11 protein-coding genes are annotated in these 18,843 nt (G+C 41.1%); 9 read left to right on the plus strand and 2 right to left on the minus strand.

The genetic code is table 11. The annotated features are described in order from the left end of the window. The first annotated feature begins 230 nt into the window (after positions 1-230). Positions 231-1,310, plus strand: a complete 1,080-nt coding sequence (locus ACYSNO_RS11920; RefSeq protein ID WP_461731306.1) for an FAD:protein FMN transferase — start codon at positions 231-233, stop codon at positions 1,308-1,310. 19 nt (positions 1,311-1,329) lie between these two features. Beyond that, a complete protein-coding gene (gene menA / locus ACYSNO_RS11925; RefSeq protein WP_461731307.1) occupies positions 1,330-2,283 on the plus strand; it encodes a 1,4-dihydroxy-2-naphthoate polyprenyltransferase in 954 nt (317 codons plus the stop codon). Positions 2,284-2,330: 47 nt separating this feature from the next. On the opposite strand, the gene ACYSNO_RS11930 is transcribed toward menA, so the two are convergent. Continuing rightward, positions 2,331-3,299, minus strand: a complete 969-nt coding sequence (locus tag ACYSNO_RS11930; RefSeq protein ID WP_461731308.1) for a biotin--[acetyl-CoA-carboxylase] ligase — start codon at positions 3,297-3,299, stop codon at positions 2,331-2,333. 352 nt (positions 3,300-3,651) lie between these two features. On the opposite strand from ACYSNO_RS11930, the gene rpoB reads away from it, so the two are divergent. From rpoB to ACYSNO_RS11945, 3 genes are all read left to right on the plus strand, one after another. After that, positions 3,652-7,236, plus strand: a complete 3,585-nt coding sequence (rpoB, locus tag ACYSNO_RS11935) for a DNA-directed RNA polymerase subunit beta (protein WP_461731309.1) — start codon at positions 3,652-3,654, stop codon at positions 7,234-7,236. A gap of 110 nt (positions 7,237-7,346) precedes the next feature. Beyond that, on the plus strand, positions 7,347-11,006 hold the full coding sequence (gene rpoC, locus ACYSNO_RS11940; RefSeq protein WP_461731310.1) for a DNA-directed RNA polymerase subunit beta': 3,660 nt from the start codon (positions 7,347-7,349) through the stop codon (positions 11,004-11,006). A gap of 269 nt (positions 11,007-11,275) precedes the next feature. Next, on the plus strand, positions 11,276-12,118 hold the full coding sequence (locus tag ACYSNO_RS11945; protein ID WP_461731311.1) for an MBL fold metallo-hydrolase: 843 nt from the start codon (positions 11,276-11,278) through the stop codon (positions 12,116-12,118). A 130-nt stretch (positions 12,119-12,248) separates the two neighbouring features. Here ACYSNO_RS11945 and ACYSNO_RS11950 read toward each other — a convergent pair whose 3' ends face one another. Beyond that, entirely contained in the window at positions 12,249-13,109 is an 861-nt protein-coding gene (locus ACYSNO_RS11950; RefSeq protein WP_461731312.1) for an ROK family protein, read from the minus strand. Between the two features lie 243 nt (positions 13,110-13,352). On the opposite strand from ACYSNO_RS11950, the gene ACYSNO_RS11955 reads away from it, so the two are divergent. The 4 genes from ACYSNO_RS11955 to ACYSNO_RS11970 all read left to right on the plus strand — a co-directional run bounded on the left by ACYSNO_RS11955 (position 13,353) and on the right by ACYSNO_RS11970 (position 18,152). Next, positions 13,353-14,459, plus strand: a complete 1,107-nt coding sequence (locus tag ACYSNO_RS11955; protein WP_461731313.1) for a 5-methyltetrahydropteroyltriglutamate--homocysteine S-methyltransferase — start codon at positions 13,353-13,355, stop codon at positions 14,457-14,459. A gap of 132 nt (positions 14,460-14,591) precedes the next feature. Then, complete coding sequence (locus tag ACYSNO_RS11960; protein WP_461731314.1) at positions 14,592-16,115, plus strand: ABC-F family ATP-binding cassette domain-containing protein; 1,524 nt, start codon at positions 14,592-14,594, stop codon at positions 16,113-16,115. A 7-nt stretch (positions 16,116-16,122) separates the two neighbouring features. Next, positions 16,123-16,419, plus strand: a complete 297-nt coding sequence (locus tag ACYSNO_RS11965) for a hypothetical protein (protein ID WP_461731315.1) — start codon at positions 16,123-16,125, stop codon at positions 16,417-16,419. A gap of 782 nt (positions 16,420-17,201) precedes the next feature. Then, complete coding sequence (locus tag ACYSNO_RS11970) at positions 17,202-18,152, plus strand: cupin domain-containing protein (protein WP_461731316.1); 951 nt, start codon at positions 17,202-17,204, stop codon at positions 18,150-18,152. Positions 18,153-18,843: the final 691 nt, after the last annotated feature.

The raw sequence follows: 18,843 nt of genomic DNA on the forward strand, positions 1-18,843 counted from the left end.
ACAGGTAAAATACAATGATACTTTTCAATAGCGGTGTGCTTACTTCTTTTAGACATACAAAAAACTCCTCTCATAGTAGACTAGAATTTTTATTTTTTCTAGTGTCTACTATGAGGGGAGCATATCAGTCTAGAGTCTCGTCCCTTGCTTTTTTTAAAGAAAAGAACTTTGCAATCCTTTTGAAAAAAGTTATGATAAGACCAATTGATTGAAAGATAGAAGGTGTTTACATGAAAAAAAGAATCAACAAAATTTTTCTAGCGCTGGCCTTGACCGCCACCTTAACGGCTTGTGGCGCAAAAAATGCGCAAGAGACGCTTGAAACGACTAATGGCTTACGCAAAGATCCTTATAGCCAAGAGCAATTTTTACTTGGAACCTATACGCGCATTCGGATTTATGATGAAGGAAAGAAAGAGGCGTTGGAACCGGCGTTTGCGAGAATTGCCGAACTCGATGACAAAATTACGATTAATGATCCCGGCTCAGAGATTGATGCGATTAATCAAAATGCGGGGATTCAACCAGTCAAGGTTTCTCCGGATGTCTATGCCTTAATCAAAAAAGCGAAAGAGTATAGTGTCGAGTCGGAAGGAGCTTTTAATCTCGTTATTGGGGGCATTACGCAGTTGTGGCGCATTGGTTTTGACGATGCACGAAAACCAAGCCAAGCAGAAATTGAGGAAGCATTAAAAACGCTCGACTATCAGAAAGTTCAATTAGATGACGAGCAAGAAACGGTTTACCTAGAAGAAAAAGGAATGATTATGGACTTAGGTGCCATTGCAAAAGGGTATATTGCAGATGAAACGGCAGAAGTGCTAAGAAAAGAAGGTGTGACTTCTGGGATCGTTGACTTGGGAGGCAACGTATTAGTCATCGGGCATAGTTTCCGAGGGGCCGACCAGGATTGGAAAATTGGCATCCAAGATCCAAATGATGCCCGAGGAAGCATCATTGGCTCGATTGAAGAATCAGACAAAACCGTGGTCACTTCTGGGATTTATGAACGTTACCTCGAGCTGGATGGTGTGAAGTATCATCATATTTTTGATATGCGGACCGGTTACCCTGTCGATAATGATGTGGCGAGTGTTTCGATTATCACCGATCATTCGATTGATGGAGATGCTTTAACAACCTTAGTCTTCGCCAAAGGGATCGAAGAGGGGTTGAAGTTTGTGGAAGAAAAAACGCCTGAAGGAACAGACGCAATCTTTATTAGTCTTGCCGGTGAAGTCTTTGTCACTTCTGGCCTGAAAGACACGTTTGAGTTGAGCCCTGATTCCGAATACACAATGGCAGAATAAGGGAGCTTGGAGTAGAAAAATGAATCTTAAAGTGTTTTTAGAATTAGTTGAAATCAAAACGAAGATTGCGAGTGTCTATCCATTTTTAATCGGTCTCTTTTTTTCACTCACTTATTTTAAAGAATGGAACTTGCTGAATACCGGACTCTTTTTTCTAGGCATGTTGGTCTTTGATATGACGACAACGGCAATTAACAATTTAATGGATTATCAAAAAGCCAAATCAGAAACGTACAAAAAAGAAACCAATATCATCGGCCGCGAGGGGCTTTCTGAAAAAAAGATTGGGCAAATGATTCTAGGTATGATTGCTTTTACCCTTTTGATTGGGCTTCTTTTAAGCGTTAAAACGGGTTGGTTGTTGCTTGTAATGGGTGGCATCGTTTGTTTTATTGGTATTTTTTATACGTTTGGTCCCATTCCTTTATCCCGGATGCCATTAGGAGAGATTTTTAGCGGCGTGACCATGGGGCTGGGCATTTTTGCCATCACGGTTTATATCAATACCCCTACAAATCCCGTTTTTTATTTGGCGATTGATTTTAAATTAAGTACGTTTGCTTTAACTGGGGATTTATGGGCAACCGTGGCGTTAATTTTGGCTTCACTGCCGCTAATTTTTACGATTGCAGATTTAATGTTAGCCAATAACTTGCGTGATTTAGAAGCCGATATTAAAAATCATCGCTATACCTTAGTGTATTATATCGGTCGTGAAGTGGGCATTCTTCTTTTTCAAATGCTCATGTATGCTTCTTATCTAGCGATTTTCATCGGCTGGCTCTTTGGCGTATTCCAATGGCCAATTTTCATTGTCTTTGCGACGTTACCGAAGATTTATCGCAATTTACAAGCGCATAAAGTCAGCTTGCCTCACCCACGAAGTTTTGGCTATGGCATTAAGAATTTAATTCTTTTTAATACCAGTTACTTGCTAGGATTAATCTTAACGTTGATTTGGCAACAATTTTAAAGCAAAAGCACGTTTCTTCTCCGAAAAAATCGGAAGGAAACGTGCTTTTATTTTTGAATTTGACTGAGGCTGATTTCGCCTGAGGAGAGTGGTTTCAGTCCTTGCGGCGTCTCAACAATTAATTCCCCTTTATCTGAGATGCGAACGGCCCGACCGGTGTACTCTTGCCCCTGTTGTGTAAAGGTCACTGTTTTTCCAAGAACAAATGACTTTCGGCGGTAATACTCGAGATAAGCAGTGTCTGGCAACCCTTCAAGTAACTCGAAGAAATTTTTCCAAATTCTTTGAATCAATTCGTTTCGAGTAGTTGTCGGCTCCTCATCGGGAAATAAGGAAGTCGCTTTTGCTTGTAATTCTTTTGGGAAATCAGCGGTTGGAATGGCAAAGTTAAGACCGATGCCAATCGCGACATAGGAGATTTGTCCGGTTTCAAAGTCACTCATCGCTTCCGACAAAATCCCGCAAACTTTCTTGTCTCCCAAGTAAAGATCATTGACCCACTTGATGCGAGTCGTCTTTCCGGTTAACTCGTCAATGGCTGCGGCAACGGCAACGGCTGCCAGCAGGGTGTATTGGGGAAGTTCCTCGAAGGTCTGGTAAGGGCGAAGCAATAAGGTCATATAAATTTGCCCTTTTGGCGCAAAATAAGCCCGACCAAAACGCCCGCGCGTTTGGCTTTGTTCCTCTGCCAAGAAAAGTGCTGGGATGGGTGTCGCCTTTGCTTGCATGGAGGCCAACTTGGCGATGTTCATAGTGGAATCAACCGTCTTGTGAATGTGGATGTGACTTTCTGGCAATTGCTCAAAGGCAATCTCTTCTGCTTCCAAGACATTGGAAGAAAGGAAACGATACCCGTTTGCCAAATGTTCAATTTGATACCCTAGACGATCGAGTTCCCGAATGGCCTTCCAAATGGCAGTTCGTGACACCCCTAATTCTTTTGCTAACGCTTCGCCAGATAAGATGGTTGTCGATTGTTTGAGTAATGCGAGCACTTTTTCTTTTGTGTGTTTCAAAGAAATCGTCCTTTCTAATGAAAATATTCCCTTGTTTTCCCTAGTATAGAAGATTTCAATCAGAGAAACAAGCAGAGAATCGAAAAAAACAGTTGACGAACCGTTTATTTATATGTATAATAAGGAGTTGCAAAAACTATCTAAAAAAACGAGCAGAAACGAAATATTGTCCGTTTCGGCAAGGAAATAAGGAACAAAAGTAGTCACTTCACCTGAAGGTTTGCTATTTTTGGTTTTTTTTTGCTTAAAAGCCGCTAAAAATGTTCGTTGTTACAAATATTTAATATTTGTAATTGAAAAGTAATAATTCGGATAGAAAATTTTGAAAGATTTTTTTAGAGGGGTGAAGAGCTTGGCTGGACACGTAGTAAAGTACGGAAAGCACCGCGAACGTAGAAGTTTCGCAAGAATCAGTGAAGTATTGGAATTACCAAACTTAATTGAGATTCAAACAGACTCTTATCAATGGTTTTTAGATGAAGGTTTAAGAGAGATGTTTGAAGACATTTTGCCGATTGATGATTTTAATGGCAACCTATCGTTGGAATTTGTCGATTATGAGTTAAAGACACCGAAGTATACAGTAGAAGAAGCACGCGCACATGATGCGAACTACTCTGCACCGTTGCATGTGGTTTTACGTTTGATGAACCGTGAAACGGGCGAATTAAAGTCACAAGAAGTTTTCTTCGGTGATTTCCCGTTAATGACGGACGAAGGAACCTTTATTATTAACGGAGCCGAACGCGTAATTGTTTCACAGTTAGTTCGTTCGCCAGGAGTTTATTTCCATGGGAAAACAGATAAGAATGGGAAAGAAGGCTTTGCTTCAACCGTTATTCCAAACCGTGGCGCATGGTTAGAAATGGAAATGGATGCCAAAGATATTTCTTATGTTCGTATTGACCGTACGCGTAAAATTCCATTAACAGTCTTAATTCGTGCCTTAGGTTTTGGCTCCGATGATGAGATTTTTGAAATCTTGGGCGATAGTGAATCCCTACGGAATACCATCGAAAAAGATTTACATAAAAATGCAAGTGATTCTCGTACGGAAGAAGGATTGAAAGATATTTATGAACGCCTTCGTCCAGGAGAACCAAAAACAGCGGACAGCTCGCGTAACTTATTAACGGCTCGTTTCTTTGACCCGCGTCGTTATGACCTTGCAGCGGTTGGTCGTTACAAAGTTAACAAAAAACTAGACTTAAAAACACGTCTTTTAAACTTGACCTTAGCAGAAACATTAGTGGACCCTGAAACAGGTGAAATCTTAGCCGAAAAAGGGACCGTTTTAACCCACCAAGTGATGGATACCTTGAGCCAAGCAATCGACAACGGCTTAAACTCCGTCACCTACTATCCAAGTGAAGATGCGGTTGTTACAGATCCAATGACGGTTCAAGTGATTAAAGTCTTCTCACCAAGAGACCCTGAACGTGAAATCAATGTCATTGGTAATGGCTACCCAACCGATGAAATTCGTACGGTGCGCCCAGCGGATATTATCGCTTCAATGAACTACTTCTTCAACTTAATGGAAGGAATCGGAAACGTGGATGATATTGATCACCTAGGAAACCGTCGAATCCGTTCAGTTGGTGAATTATTACAAAATCAATTCCGTATCGGTTTATCCCGAATGGAACGTGTCGTACGTGAAAGAATGTCGATTCAAGACACCGAAACACTGACACCTCAACAATTAATTAATATTCGACCGGTCGTAGCAAGTATCAAAGAATTCTTTGGTTCTTCTCAATTGTCTCAGTTCATGGACCAAACCAATCCGTTAGGGGAGTTGACGCACAAACGTCGTCTATCGGCCTTAGGACCTGGTGGTTTAACACGAGATCGTGCCGGATATGAAGTTCGAGACGTTCACTACTCTCACTATGGTCGAATGTGTCCGATTGAAACACCTGAGGGACCAAATATCGGGTTAATTAACAGTCTAGCATCTTATGCGAAAGTCAACCGTTATGGCTTCATTGAAACGCCATACCGTCGTGTCGATCGTGCAACGGGTCGTGTGACGGATCAAATCGATTACCTAACTGCTGACACGGAAGACCATTATGTGGTTGCCCAAGCAAATAGTCTGTTAAATGAAGACGGCACGTTTGCAGAAGAAGTCGTGATGGCACGTTTAACAAGTGAAAACTTAGAAGTGTCGATTGATAAAGTCGACTACATGGACGTTTCGCCAAAACAAGTAGTTGCTGTCGCAACCGCATGTATTCCTTTCTTAGAAAATGATGACTCCAACCGTGCCTTAATGGGTGCGAACATGCAGCGTCAAGCCGTTCCATTAATTGATCCAAAAGCACCATGGATTGGAACAGGAATGGAATACAAATCCGCTCATGACTCAGGAGCAGCCTTAATTTGTCGTGCAAATGGGATTATTGAATATGTTGATGCATCAGAAATCCGGATTCGTCGTGACAATGGCACATTGGATCATTATCCAATTACGAAATTCCGTCGTTCAAACTCTGGAACAAGTTATAACCAACGCCCGCTCGTTTCAGTTGGCGAAGTTGCTGAAAAAGGCGACATCTTAGCTGATGGACCGTCAATGGAATGTGGCGAGATGGCTTTAGGTCAAAATACGCTAGTCGCATTCATGACTTGGGAAGGATATAACTATGAGGATGCGATTATCATGAGTCGTCGCCTTGTAAAAGATGATGTTTATACTTCTGTCCATATTGAAGAATATGAATCAGAAGCTCGTGATACAAAACTTGGCCCAGAAGAAATTACCCGTGAGATTCCAAACGTCGGCGAAGATGCTTTGAAAAATCTTGATGAAATGGGAATTATCCGGATTGGTGCAGAAGTCAAAGATGGCGATTTATTAGTCGGTAAAGTGACACCAAAAGGAGTCACAGAATTATCCGCAGAAGAACGTCTCTTACACGCAATTTTCGGTGAAAAAGCGCGTGAAGTTCGCGATACTTCATTACGTGTTCCTCATGGTGGAGGCGGAATTATTCATGACGTCAAAATCTTTACGCGTGAAGCAGGCGATGAATTAAAACCAGGCGTGAACATGCTCGTTCGTGTGTATATCGTACAGAAACGTAAAATTAATGAAGGGGACAAGATGGCGGGACGTCACGGAAACAAAGGGGTAGTCTCTTTGATTATGCCGGAAGAAGACATGCCGTTCTTACCAGATGGCACTCCTGTTGATATTATGTTAAACCCATTAGGGGTACCTTCACGGATGAATATTGGACAAGTATTAGAGTTACACCTAGGAATGGCAGCTCGTGCATTAGGCATCCATATCGCAACACCTGTCTTTGATGGTGCGAACGATGAAGATGTTTGGGCAACGGTTCGTGAAGCAGGACTTGCTAGCGATGCGAAGACGGTGCTTTATGACGGTCGTACCGGTGAACCATTTGATAGCCGTATTTCGGTAGGTGTCATGTATATGATTAAATTGGCCCACATGGTCGATGATAAATTGCATGCACGTTCTATTGGACCGTACTCATTAGTAACGCAGCAACCTCTAGGAGGAAAAGCGCAATTTGGTGGACAACGTTTCGGAGAGATGGAAGTTTGGGCGCTCGAGGCTTACGGTGCGGCTTATACACTCCAAGAAATCTTGACCTACAAATCAGATGACGTCGTTGGCCGTGTGAAAACTTACGAAGCCATCGTTAAAGGTGAACCAATTCCAAAACCAGGCGTACCGGAATCCTTCCGCGTATTGGTAAAAGAATTACAATCCCTAGGGTTAGATATGCGTGTCTTAGACATTGACGATCAAGAGATTGAACTTCGTGACATGGATGATGAAGACGATGATTTAATTACGGTGGACGCCTTGACGAAATTTGCGGAACAACAAAAACAAGTCCGTGAAGCGCAAGAAAAAGCGCAACAAGAAGCGGAAGCACAAAAAGAAACAGAATAAAGAAAAACACGTCATTGACTAAAAGAAAGGGGCGCCCTTTCTTTTAGCACCAAGACGTTGGTGATTCGCTTAGATGTAGTAGCCATGAAATGAAATGGAGGGAAACCCTTTTGATCGATGTAAATAGATTCGAAAGCATGCAAATAGGTTTAGCTTCTCCCGAAAAAATCAGAAGCTGGTCTTACGGGGAAGTAAAGAAACCTGAGACGATTAACTATCGGACGCTAAAACCTGAACGAGAAGGGTTATTTGACGAGCGTATTTTCGGACCAAGTAAAGATTGGGAATGTGCTTGTGGAAAGTACAAACGAATCCGTTATAAAGGGATTGTTTGTGACCGTTGTGGCGTTGAAGTCACACGTTCAAAAGTTCGTCGTGAGCGAATGGGGCATATTGAATTAGCTGCACCCGTTTCACACATTTGGTACTTTAAAGGCATTCCATCTCGGATGGGGCTTGTTTTAGATATGAGTCCACGTGCCTTAGAAGAAATTATCTACTTTGCTTCTTATGTTGTGATTGAACCTGGGAATACAAGCTTAGAAAAGAAACAATTATTAACTGAACGTGAGTACCGTGAGAAACGGGAACAATACGGTCAAGAGTTTAGCGCTGCAATGGGTGCAGAAGCCATTAAACAACTCCTTGATAACGTAGACTTAGAAAAAGAAGTCATTGAGTTAAAAGAAGAGCTAAAAACAGCTTCTGGTCAAAAACGGACACGGGCGATTCGCCGCTTAGACATTATGGAAGCATTCCGTGCTTCTGGAAATGAACCAAGCTGGATGGTCATGGATGTCATCCCAGTTATTCCACCAGATTTACGTCCGATGGTACAATTAGAAGGTGGCCGCTTTGCCGCTTCGGACTTGAACGATTTATACCGTCGTGTGATTAACCGTAATAACCGTCTGAAACGCTTATTAGACTTAAATGCACCAAACATTATCGTACAAAACGAAAAACGGATGTTACAAGAAGCTGTAGATGCCTTGATTGATAACGGTCGTCGCGGTCGTCCAGTAACAGGTCCAGGAAATCGTCCATTAAAATCTCTTTCACATATGTTGAAAGGAAAACAAGGTCGTTTCCGTCAAAACTTACTTGGAAAACGTGTAGACTATTCTGGTCGTTCGGTAATCGTCGTTGGTCCATCATTGAAAATGTACCAATGTGGCTTACCAAAAGAAATGGCTTTAGAACTCTTTAAACCATTTGTCATGCATCAATTAGTCAAACGTGAAATTGCATCAAACATTAAAAATGCAAAACGTAAAATTGAACGTCAAGAAGATGACGTTTGGGATGTATTAGAAGATGTGATTCGTGAGCATCCAGTACTCCTTAACCGAGCACCGACCTTGCACAGACTGGGTATCCAAGCCTTTGAACCAGTATTAGTTGAAGGCCGTGCGATTCGTCTACACCCACTAGTGTGTGAGGCATATAACGCGGACTTTGATGGAGACCAAATGGCGGTTCACGTACCATTGAATGAAGAAGCACAAGCAGAAGCAAGAATGCTTATGTTAGCGGCTCAAAACATCTTAAATCCGAAAGATGGAAAACCCGTTGTTACCCCATCTCAGGATATGGTTTTAGGAAACTATTACTTAACGATGGAAGAAGATGGACGTGAAGGGGAAGGCATGATTTTCCGCGACATGGACGAAGCAGTAACAGCATGGCGTAATGGCTATGTCCACTTGCATTCACGTGTTGCCGTTGATCCAAATCAACTAGGTGAAAAACCATTCACCCCTGAACAAAAAGAACAATTAATGGTGACAACGGTTGGCAAGATTATTTTTAACTCAATCATGCCTTCAGAGTTCCCGTATTTAAATGAACCAACAGATACGAACTTAACAGTGAAAACACCAGATAAATACTTTGTACCAAGAGGATCAGACATTCCTGCTTTCATTAAAGAACAAGCTCTTGTAGGACCCTTCAAGAAGAAAAACTTAGGAAATGTCATCGCTGAAGTCTTCAAACGTTATAAGGTAACGGAAACTTCACGCATGCTTGACCGAATGAAAGACCTTGGTTACAAACACTCAACCAGTGCCGGAATTACCGTAGGGATTGCGGATATCATGGTTCTAAAAGAAAAACATGATTTAATTGAAGTAGCACATAAACAAGTGGATAACATTACGAAACAATTCCGCCGTGGTTTAATCACTGATGATGAGCGTTATGAACGAGTAATCGCTATTTGGAATAGTACAAAAGATGAAATCCAGTTGAAATTAATGGAAACATTAGATTCGAAAAACCCAATCTTCATGATGTCAGACTCCGGTGCCCGTGGGAATATCTCCAACTTCACCCAGCTGGCTGGGATGCGTGGCTTAATGGCCGCTCCAAGTGGAAAAATCATGGAATTACCGATTGTATCGAACTTCCGTGAAGGGTTAACCGTCTTAGAGATGTTTATCTCAACCCATGGTGCTCGTAAAGGAATGACCGATACGGCGCTGAAAACTGCGGACTCAGGTTACTTAACACGTCGTTTAGTTGACGTAGCACAAGATGTGATCATCCGTGAAGACGATTGTGGTACCGACCGTGGATTAGAAGTGTATGCGATTCGTGAAGGAAATGAAATCATTGAGTCCCTTGAAGAACGTTTAATTGGTCGTTATGCTCGGAAACGGGTCTACCATCCAGAAACTGGTGAAGTGATTGTTGATATCGACCAATTAATTACGGAAGATTTAGCACGTCAAATCATTGATGCAGGGATTGAAAAAGTAACGATTCGTTCGGTCTTTACATGTAATACCAAACATGGTGTATGTAAACACTGTTACGGCCGCAATTTGGCAACTGGTAACGAAGTCGAAGTCGGCGAAGCAGTGGGAACCATTGCCGCGCAATCGATTGGTGAGCCAGGTACACAGTTAACCATGCGTACCTTCCATACCGGTGGGGTAGCCGGAGACGATATTACGCAAGGTTTACCGCGTATCCAAGAAATTTTTGAAGCCCGTAATCCAAAAGGGCAAGCGGTAATTTCTGAAGTAACCGGTGAAGTGATTGATATTTCTGAAGACGCCGCAACTCGTGTCAAAGAAGTAACAATTAAAGGTGAAACAGATACTAGAACCTATCAAGTACCATTTACTGCACGAATGAAAGTGGCAGAAGGCGACCTCATTCACCGTGGAGCACCGTTAACTGAGGGATCAATTGAACCGAAAAACTTACTCCAAGTCTGTGATGTATTGACCGTTGAAAACTACTTATTACGTGAAGTGCAACGTGTTTACCGGATGCAAGGGGTAGAAATCGGGGACAAGCATATTGAAGTAATGGTTCGTCAAATGTTACGTAAAGTTCGCGTGATGGATCCAGGTGATACCGATATTTTACCAGGGACATTAATGGATATTGCAGACTTTAAAGATCGAAACTACGAAGCGATTATCTCAGGTCGTACACCAGCGACGTCTCGTCCAGTCCTATTAGGAATTACCAAAGCCTCACTTGAAACAAATAGTTTCCTATCTGCGGCTTCTTTCCAAGAAACAACTCGTGTCTTAACCGATGCGGCGATTCGCGGGAAGAAAGACCACTTATTAGGATTGAAAGAAAACGTCATTATCGGTAAGATTATTCCAGCAGGTACGGGAATGCCTCGTTACCGCAACATGGAACCGAAAGAAGTGACAGTTGCAAGTAAAAATGTTTACAGTATCTCGGATATTGAAGCGCAAATGGCAGCAGAAGATGCCGCCGCAGCCTTAAAAACCGAGCAATAAGAAAGACGATTGCCGAATCGTCGCGTGTGTTCATTTTCTGTTTGAAAACCAACCATCCTTGTTTAGGACGGGCTTGTTTCAATGAAGTGAAAATCGCAACCGGCTTCGGAAGACGTTGAACAAAAAGGGGACAGTGACGCCAAGAGTCACCGCCCCTTTTTGTTTTGTTTTTTTAAAAAAATAGCTAGAGACTTAAGGGAAAGCTCTTTCTTTTGTGAAGAACTGTAGTATGATTAAGAGTAAGAAGCAGCTAGAGGAGGGACTCTTTTTTGAAAATTAAATATTTAGGAACAGGTGCGGCAGAACGGGTGCCAGCAATTTTTTGTAAGTGTCAGGTCTGTCAGTATGCTCGCAAACACCAAGGCAAAGAGCTTCGCACGCAATTACAAACAGTCATTGATGACGGCGCCTTATTGATTGATTTTCCAGGTGATAGCTACTTGCATCAATGGCAACATCAAATCGATTTTAATGAGATTGAACACTTATTAATTACCCACTGGCATAGTGACCATTTTTATGCGGAAGACTTAGCCTTACGCATGAGTGGCTACGGACAAGCATTGGATCAAGTCTTGCATGTTTACGGGAGCGCTTTTGTGAAGCAATTTTATGACCGTGCGTTTAAATTAGAAGGACGTTTTGATGAAAGTCGCTTAGTGTACCATACGATTCGCCCGTATCAACCAGTCGAAATTGGTGATTATCTGGTATATCCGATTCCGGGGCAACATGGCAATTTTGAAGAAGACTGTTTAATTTATGCCATCAAGAGCCAGAAAGAGGGCAAGACACTTTTTTATACGCATGATTCAGGAATGCCTCATACGAGAGACCTTCAATTTTTAGCAGAAAAAGGTCTGTGTTTTGACTTGGTATCACTCGATTGTACTGGTCAAGGCCTAGAAAATAGTGGCTCGGTGCATATGTCTTTAAAACAAAACGTCACTTTAATTGAAAAAATGCAGGAATTGCACTTAGTCCATGAAAAAACAATTTATGTAGCAAGCCACTTCTCACATAATGGTGGATTGAATTACGAGGCGATGAAGCAATTAAGTGAAGCCCATGGCATCGTAACAAGTTATGATGGCCTTGAGCTGACCTATTAATCGGCCACAGGCATGAGAGCGAAGGCTTGAACCTGTAGAATGAATGTACAAATAACCGCATGATTGCCCGCCAGTGGGCAATCATGCGGTTATTCTTTGTTCGCTACTTGTGTCAGTACTTGTTTGTTTTTTAGCCCATCAAATTTTCGAAATTTAAGGCAGCTCCAATTAAATTGGCATCATTGTGAAACTCACAAGCTTTGACGATTGGCATTGCTCCTGCTACGAGATTGGCTTCTAGTAGTTGCAAGAGCCGAGTCCGAATTTCTTCCGTCACATCCGGACGTACCGAGATGCCGCCGCCGATAATAATCATTTCTGGATCAATGGACGTTTGGACGTTGTAAAGGGATTCCGATAAATGACGATACATTTCATCAAGTGCAGCCGTTGCAGCAGGATCCCCTGCATCTTTTAATTCAAAGAGTTCTTTTCCAGTAATTTCACGTCCGATTTCTTTTGAAAAACGCCCAGCTGTATTAACGGCCGTCCCATTTGAACTTAGTGTGCGACCGTTGTCATTTAAGAGAAGACCAAACTCGCCACCGTAAAGATGCGCGCCTTTGTAAAGTTGGCCGTTGATAAAGATGGCGCCACCAACCCCCGTTCCAATCACGACAAAGACTGCATGTTGGATGTCTTTTCCTGCACCCAGTCCCATTTCACAGATTCCTGCGCAGTTTGCATCATTTTCAATCGTTATTTTATAACCTAGTGCTTTTTCAAATTCATCAAAAATCGGGCGTCCATGCAAATATTCCACTGCACTAATTCCATCAATTCGACGTGCGTCAACATTGACTGCGCCAGGGGAACTGATTGCAACCCCTTCAATCCCTGTGCCGAAACTTGCGATGACCGCTTTCATTTCAGTGGTCATTTCTTCAAAAGTTGCGGGTGTTTTAAACTGACCCGTCAGGCTTAATGCTTGGTTTTCCCATCTTCCGTATTTTACTGCAGAACCACCAATGTCAAAAACTGCTAATGCCATCTCTTATCCCTCGCTCATTCATTATGATAAAAACTAAAATCCTTCCCTTATCATAGCAAGAAAAGGGCAAGAAAGAAATTGTTTTTATTTCTTTTTCCGCGGCATTTTGTTATTTCATAAAAAAAAGATTGACGAAAGAGGCCTTACTTTGCTATAGTCAATCACAATTCATATCAAGTTGAAAAAAACAGGAAAATGTATCCTAAGAAGTGAAAAAGTATCAATGAAGGGAAGAAAAAACACATGGAAACAAGTCGCCAACCATTTCGAGCAGATCACGTAGGTAGTTTTTTACGTCCAGAAAAACTAAAAAGAGCACGGGAGCAATACCAGTTACAAGCAATTACTCAGGCGGAGTTAACGGCCGTAGAAGACCAGGCGATTCGTGAATTAATCGCTAAACAAAAAGCAGTCGGACTCCAAGTGGTGACGGATGGGGAGTTTCGTCGTCGTTGGTGGCATTTAGACTTCATTGCTGGGATTGAAGGCATGACAGTGTATGATTTTGTCACAACTGCCTTTGGGATTGAAACACAGGCGCAAGGAAGTTTTGTGAGTGGGGCGCTTCGCTTTCCACAAACGCATCCCTTCTTAAGCCATTTCCAATTTACGCAAGCCGTCGCCGGTGAAACAGTCGCCAAACAAACGATACCTGGACCAAATATGATTTTGTTAGATGCGGTGATTCTATCGAAGCAATATCATGAAAAGCCAGCCTATGCTTCAATGGACACCCTCATTTCAGATCTGATTGAAGTCTATCAGGTCGCCATTCAGGCCTTTTACGCTGCGGGCTGCCGCTACCTACAAATCGATGATACCAGCTGGGGAGCGCTCTTTGATGCTCGTTTTCGCGGACGACTTAAAGAGCAAGGAGTCGATCCGGATGCACTCATTGAAAGATTTGCGAGCATCACGGAAGAAGTTTTACGAGTCAAACCAAAAGATTTGACGATCACCTTCCATCTATGTAAGGGAAATTTCCAGTCGCATTGGTTGTACAGTGGTTCCTACGACGCCATCGCCCAACGCTTATTAGCCCTACCTTTTGATGGATTTTTCCTAGAGTTTGATGATGAGCGTTCCGGCAGTTTTGAATCCATGGTTCATTTGCAAAATCAACGGCTAGTTTTAGGCCTCGTAACGACTAAAACACCTACTTTGGAAACAAAGGCAATGCTCAAACAACGAATCGAAGAAGCCAGTCAATACGTCCCCCTCAATCAGTTATGTCTTAGTCCGCAATGTGGTTTTTCCTCAACTCATGAAGGAAACAAGGTTTCAGAAGAAGATCAATGGGCTAAAATGGCTGTGGTGGTCGAAACGGCAGCCGAAATCTGGGGAGATTAAAAGGATTTTCATCGCCTTTTCTGAAAAAATATGCTAAACTACAAAAGTTGAAAGAAACTCAGCGATAGACCTTATTGTCTATCGCTTTTTACTTGAATGCTTGCCATTTTTTAAGTAGAAGGAAGGAAACACATGTTAAATCTAATCAATATTACACATCAATTTGCAGATAAACTCTTATACGAAGAACTGAATTTACAAGTAAATAAAGGAGAACATGTCGGGTTAATTGGTCAAAACGGTGCAGGGAAATCGACGCTTATTAAAATCATTACAGGAGAATTATTACCCGATGAAGGGCGTGTCGAAATCCCCAAAAGTAGCCATTTAGGGTATTTAGATCAGTATGTTCGAGTCGATGAACAACTAACGATCGACGCCTTTTTAAAAACCGCTTTTCAAGCAGAATTTGCCATCGAACAACAAATTGCAACCTACTATGCGGCTTACGGAGAGACGCTTGACGACCAATTACTCGAAAAAGCTGGGCGTTTGCAAACGCAACTTGATCAAGGGGATTTTTATCAAATGGACACCTTGATTCAAGAAATGGCGACAGGTTTGGGCATTCAAGTGTTAGGTTTAAATACCTTACTCAAAGAATTAAGTGGCGGTCAGCGTTCGAAAGTAATTTTAGCGAAACTGTTGCTTGAAAAGCCGGATGTACTTGTGCTGGATGAGCCAACCAATCACTTGGATGATACGCACGTTGCCTGGTTAACAACCTTTTTACAGACGTTCAACGGCACTTTTTTGGTCGTTTCGCATGATCGAGAATTTTTAAACGAAATTACGACGCATATTGCGGACATTGAATTTGGCCAGCTAACCAAATACACGGGCAATTTACAAAAAGCTTTAAAGCAAAAAGAAGCCAACCGCGAAACCTACCTAAAACAGTATGAGAATCAAAAGAAACACATTGAGAAAACGGAAGCGTATATTCGTAAATATAAGGCGGGCTCGCGTTCGACGATGGCCAAAAGTCGTGAAAAACAACTTGATAAACTCGAGCGGTTAACGCCACCAAGCGATGCCTTAAAACCTAACTACCAATTCCCTTATCACGGGATTGTATCGACCTTGGCCCTAACGGTAGATCAATTAGTCGTCGGTTACGAGCAACCATTGTTAAAACCGCTAAACTTAACGATTCGTTATGGTGAAAAAGTAGCCATTCGTGGCTTTAATGGCATTGGGAAATCCACGCTATTAAAAACACTCATTCAAGAAATTCCAGCCTTGGCAGGAGAATTTCATTTTCCAGCCAATACGAAAATAAATTATTTCTCGCAAGAGCTGGTTTGGCAATCGCCTCTACAAACGCCATTGCAATATTTGAGCGATCAGTTTCCGAAGGCGAGCAATAAAGAACTTCGACGCCAGTTATCACTAGCTGGGCTAGTCAATCAACTCGCGCAAGAACCACTAAAAAACCTCAGTGGTGGCGAACAAACAAAAGTGAAACTCGCGCAAATGACCTTAACACCAGGCAATTTTTTGATTTTGGATGAACCAACGAATCACATCGACCAACAAGCGAAAGAAAGTTTACAAAAGAGTTTAGCCAGTTATGCGGGAACGGTGATTGTTGTTTCCCACGAACAGGAGTTTTATGAAGATTTTGTTGAACGAATAATCGAAATTGAAGGGTAGGAACAAAATGAATCCACAATTTGATGCCTTGCATTTACGAGTCGTTGAACTGCCGATAGAATTTGGGGAAATGGGTCCAATCTATCGCGGTTACCTAAGAGAACTGCCTTTTATCACCGGTGAAGCGCAGACGAAACAACAACTCTATCGGCAATTGTTAGAACAATACCAAGCATATGCGCAAACGCAACAACAAAAGGAAGAAGAAGCAGCAGAAATGACCTCTTCCTTACTAAACTACGAAGACTTATTGAAGTATTATGACGGTGAAAGTTTTGATGGCTTTGAATGGACCGAATCGTGAGCACTCTTTCTTTTTTTTAGGCTGTGACTGTATGTCATGGTCTTTTTTTGACCGCTATTATCAGGAAAAACGAAAGCTTTTATTCAGAAAAACTTTGTCTTGTATTTAACAAAACAATCAATGCCTCGTATAGTGATACAGCGGATAACTGCTGTTTTTTCACAAAAATAAAAACAGACATCAGATTTTTTCTTTGAAATAGCCATCTTTCAAATGAAATTTTCGAGATCTGATTTTTTTGTTTCGGTTCATTTGTGATTACTTTCGAAGTGGAATAGTACACATAAAAGGGTGTATGTTAGTATAAATAATTACTCTCACAATTGAATAAAAAGAACTCGTTTTTTCACTTGTAACAAAAGAGAAAAAGAACATTCAATCAATCGCAGAAAGAATCAAGTGATGGTAATCCCTGTAGGTTGACACTCGGGAGAAAGAGTGATAAGACCAATCGATTCGTTGGAAAAGATGCATTGCCTCTTTGAAAGACGAGAAAAATGAAAACAGATTTATTTGTGAAAAATAACAAAAAACAAAAGTCGTTGGACGGGTGTAATCGCCTGTCGTAGCAAAGAGGTTAACGAGGGTTCGGAGTGAATAAATGCATAAAAATACACTTTTGTTAAAAGAGAATGCTGGTGTATAGCAGTTGTAAAACAAGTTATAAAGAAGAGAAAATGAATAAAAAAGATGGATAATATAAAATAAGTATGGTGGATTGGACAGGAAAGTGATATGATACACTTGTTTAAATAACTGATACGCGAGGAGTAAATGATTCGATGGGGACAAATTATCAATATGTACAAGCGCAAACTCGAGTGCCGGTTGACATGGCGCTTGAAGCAATCGAAGGTTATCCACTTCACAGACATAAGCAATTAGAAATTCTTTTTGTTTTAGAGGGGTCAATCAATGTCCGGGTAGAAGAAGAAGGGTTTCGTCTAGAAGAAAATGATCTGGTTGTCATTAATCGTTACGAACTTCACGGAGTTTTTGGGACAAGTGAGAAAAATGCTGTTTTGAAGTTTCAAATCGACACCGATTTTTATAACTATTATTTTCCGAATTATTCCAAAAAAAAGTTTAATTGTAATGCCACGTATTTTTCGCGTACAGAAGTCTTAGCGAAAGAGGGCCCCTTTGAAAAAATACGGCAACAACTTGCGACCTTAGCGTATCAGTGGCGCAAAAAAAAGCCGGGTTATCAACTAGATATGGGGACCGCTCTGTTAAATTTAGGCAAGATTCTTGTTCGATACTTTGAAGACGACACCGGAGAAACTAGAAATAGAAGCCGCGATTTAGAACGTTTGAGTCGGATTTTAGATTATATTGACCGGAATTTTGAGAAAGGGGTCAGCCTGAAAGAGATTGCCGAATTGGAGCAGTTGAATTTTTATTATTTATCAACCTTTATCAAGCAAAACCTTGGGGTCAGCTTTCAAGAATATGTGAATATGCGTCGGATTGAAAAAGTGATGGATCAATTAGTAACCTCTGAAAAGAAAATTACGGACATCGCTTTTGAAAGTGGTTTTAGTACCACAAAGTCAATGAACCAACTGTTTAAACGTTTATTGAAAATGACGCCGACTGCTTTTCGTGAAAAATATCAAGACGATCACGAAGGATTGTCGAAGTTAGACCCGTTTGGTTTGCGAACCAAGGCCGCCTTTCCCAAACCGGAAAATTACCATGAACTGATTCAAAAACTGTACACGCATTTGTGAAAAAAGTCGACAATATTTAGAAAAATGCTCATTCCTTGACTGGTATTAACCAAAAGTAACGAGCATTTTTTTTGTTTGTTTTTCTTAGAGGTCATTTGTGGCAAAAAGTGATAGGGTGACGCTTTATAAAAAGAAAATCTATAAAATGAGGTATAAAAAAACAAAAAAATGGATATAGTAAATGAGCAAATTCAGCTAACATAGAGGATATAAAATGAAAAATAAGGAAGGAAGATGAAAAAATAATTAGAAATAAGTTGAATAGAAGGATAATAAAGGGCAATTCTGTTTGTTATGTAAGCTTTTATTATGGTTTTTAGTGAAAAGGAAATGAGGAAACAATGTTCTGATAACGTGTCGTTCATCCGTCTTAATTGAGCATATTTATGGTGAAAAAAAAACGCGAATGATACAATGATAAACGTTTGATTGGCGCTTTTTACAAAATGGAAAGAGAATTGGCTTTCAGCAAGTAGGTAAAACAGCTTACCGATTGAATGATTATAAAAGAGACCGTTTATCATAGAGTGAATGAAAAAAATCATTTATGGATAAAAGTCGATGGAAACTTTTATCAACAAATGATTTTTTGTTGTGTTCAATCAGGAAGGGTGAAGGGACAAAAAATCAGGATTTTGATTCGAAAGAAGCAAAGAAAAAAAGTTGGCCGCTTCAAGTTCAATTAAAGAGT

The organism is Enterococcus sp. LJL98 (genome assembly GCF_054871745.1).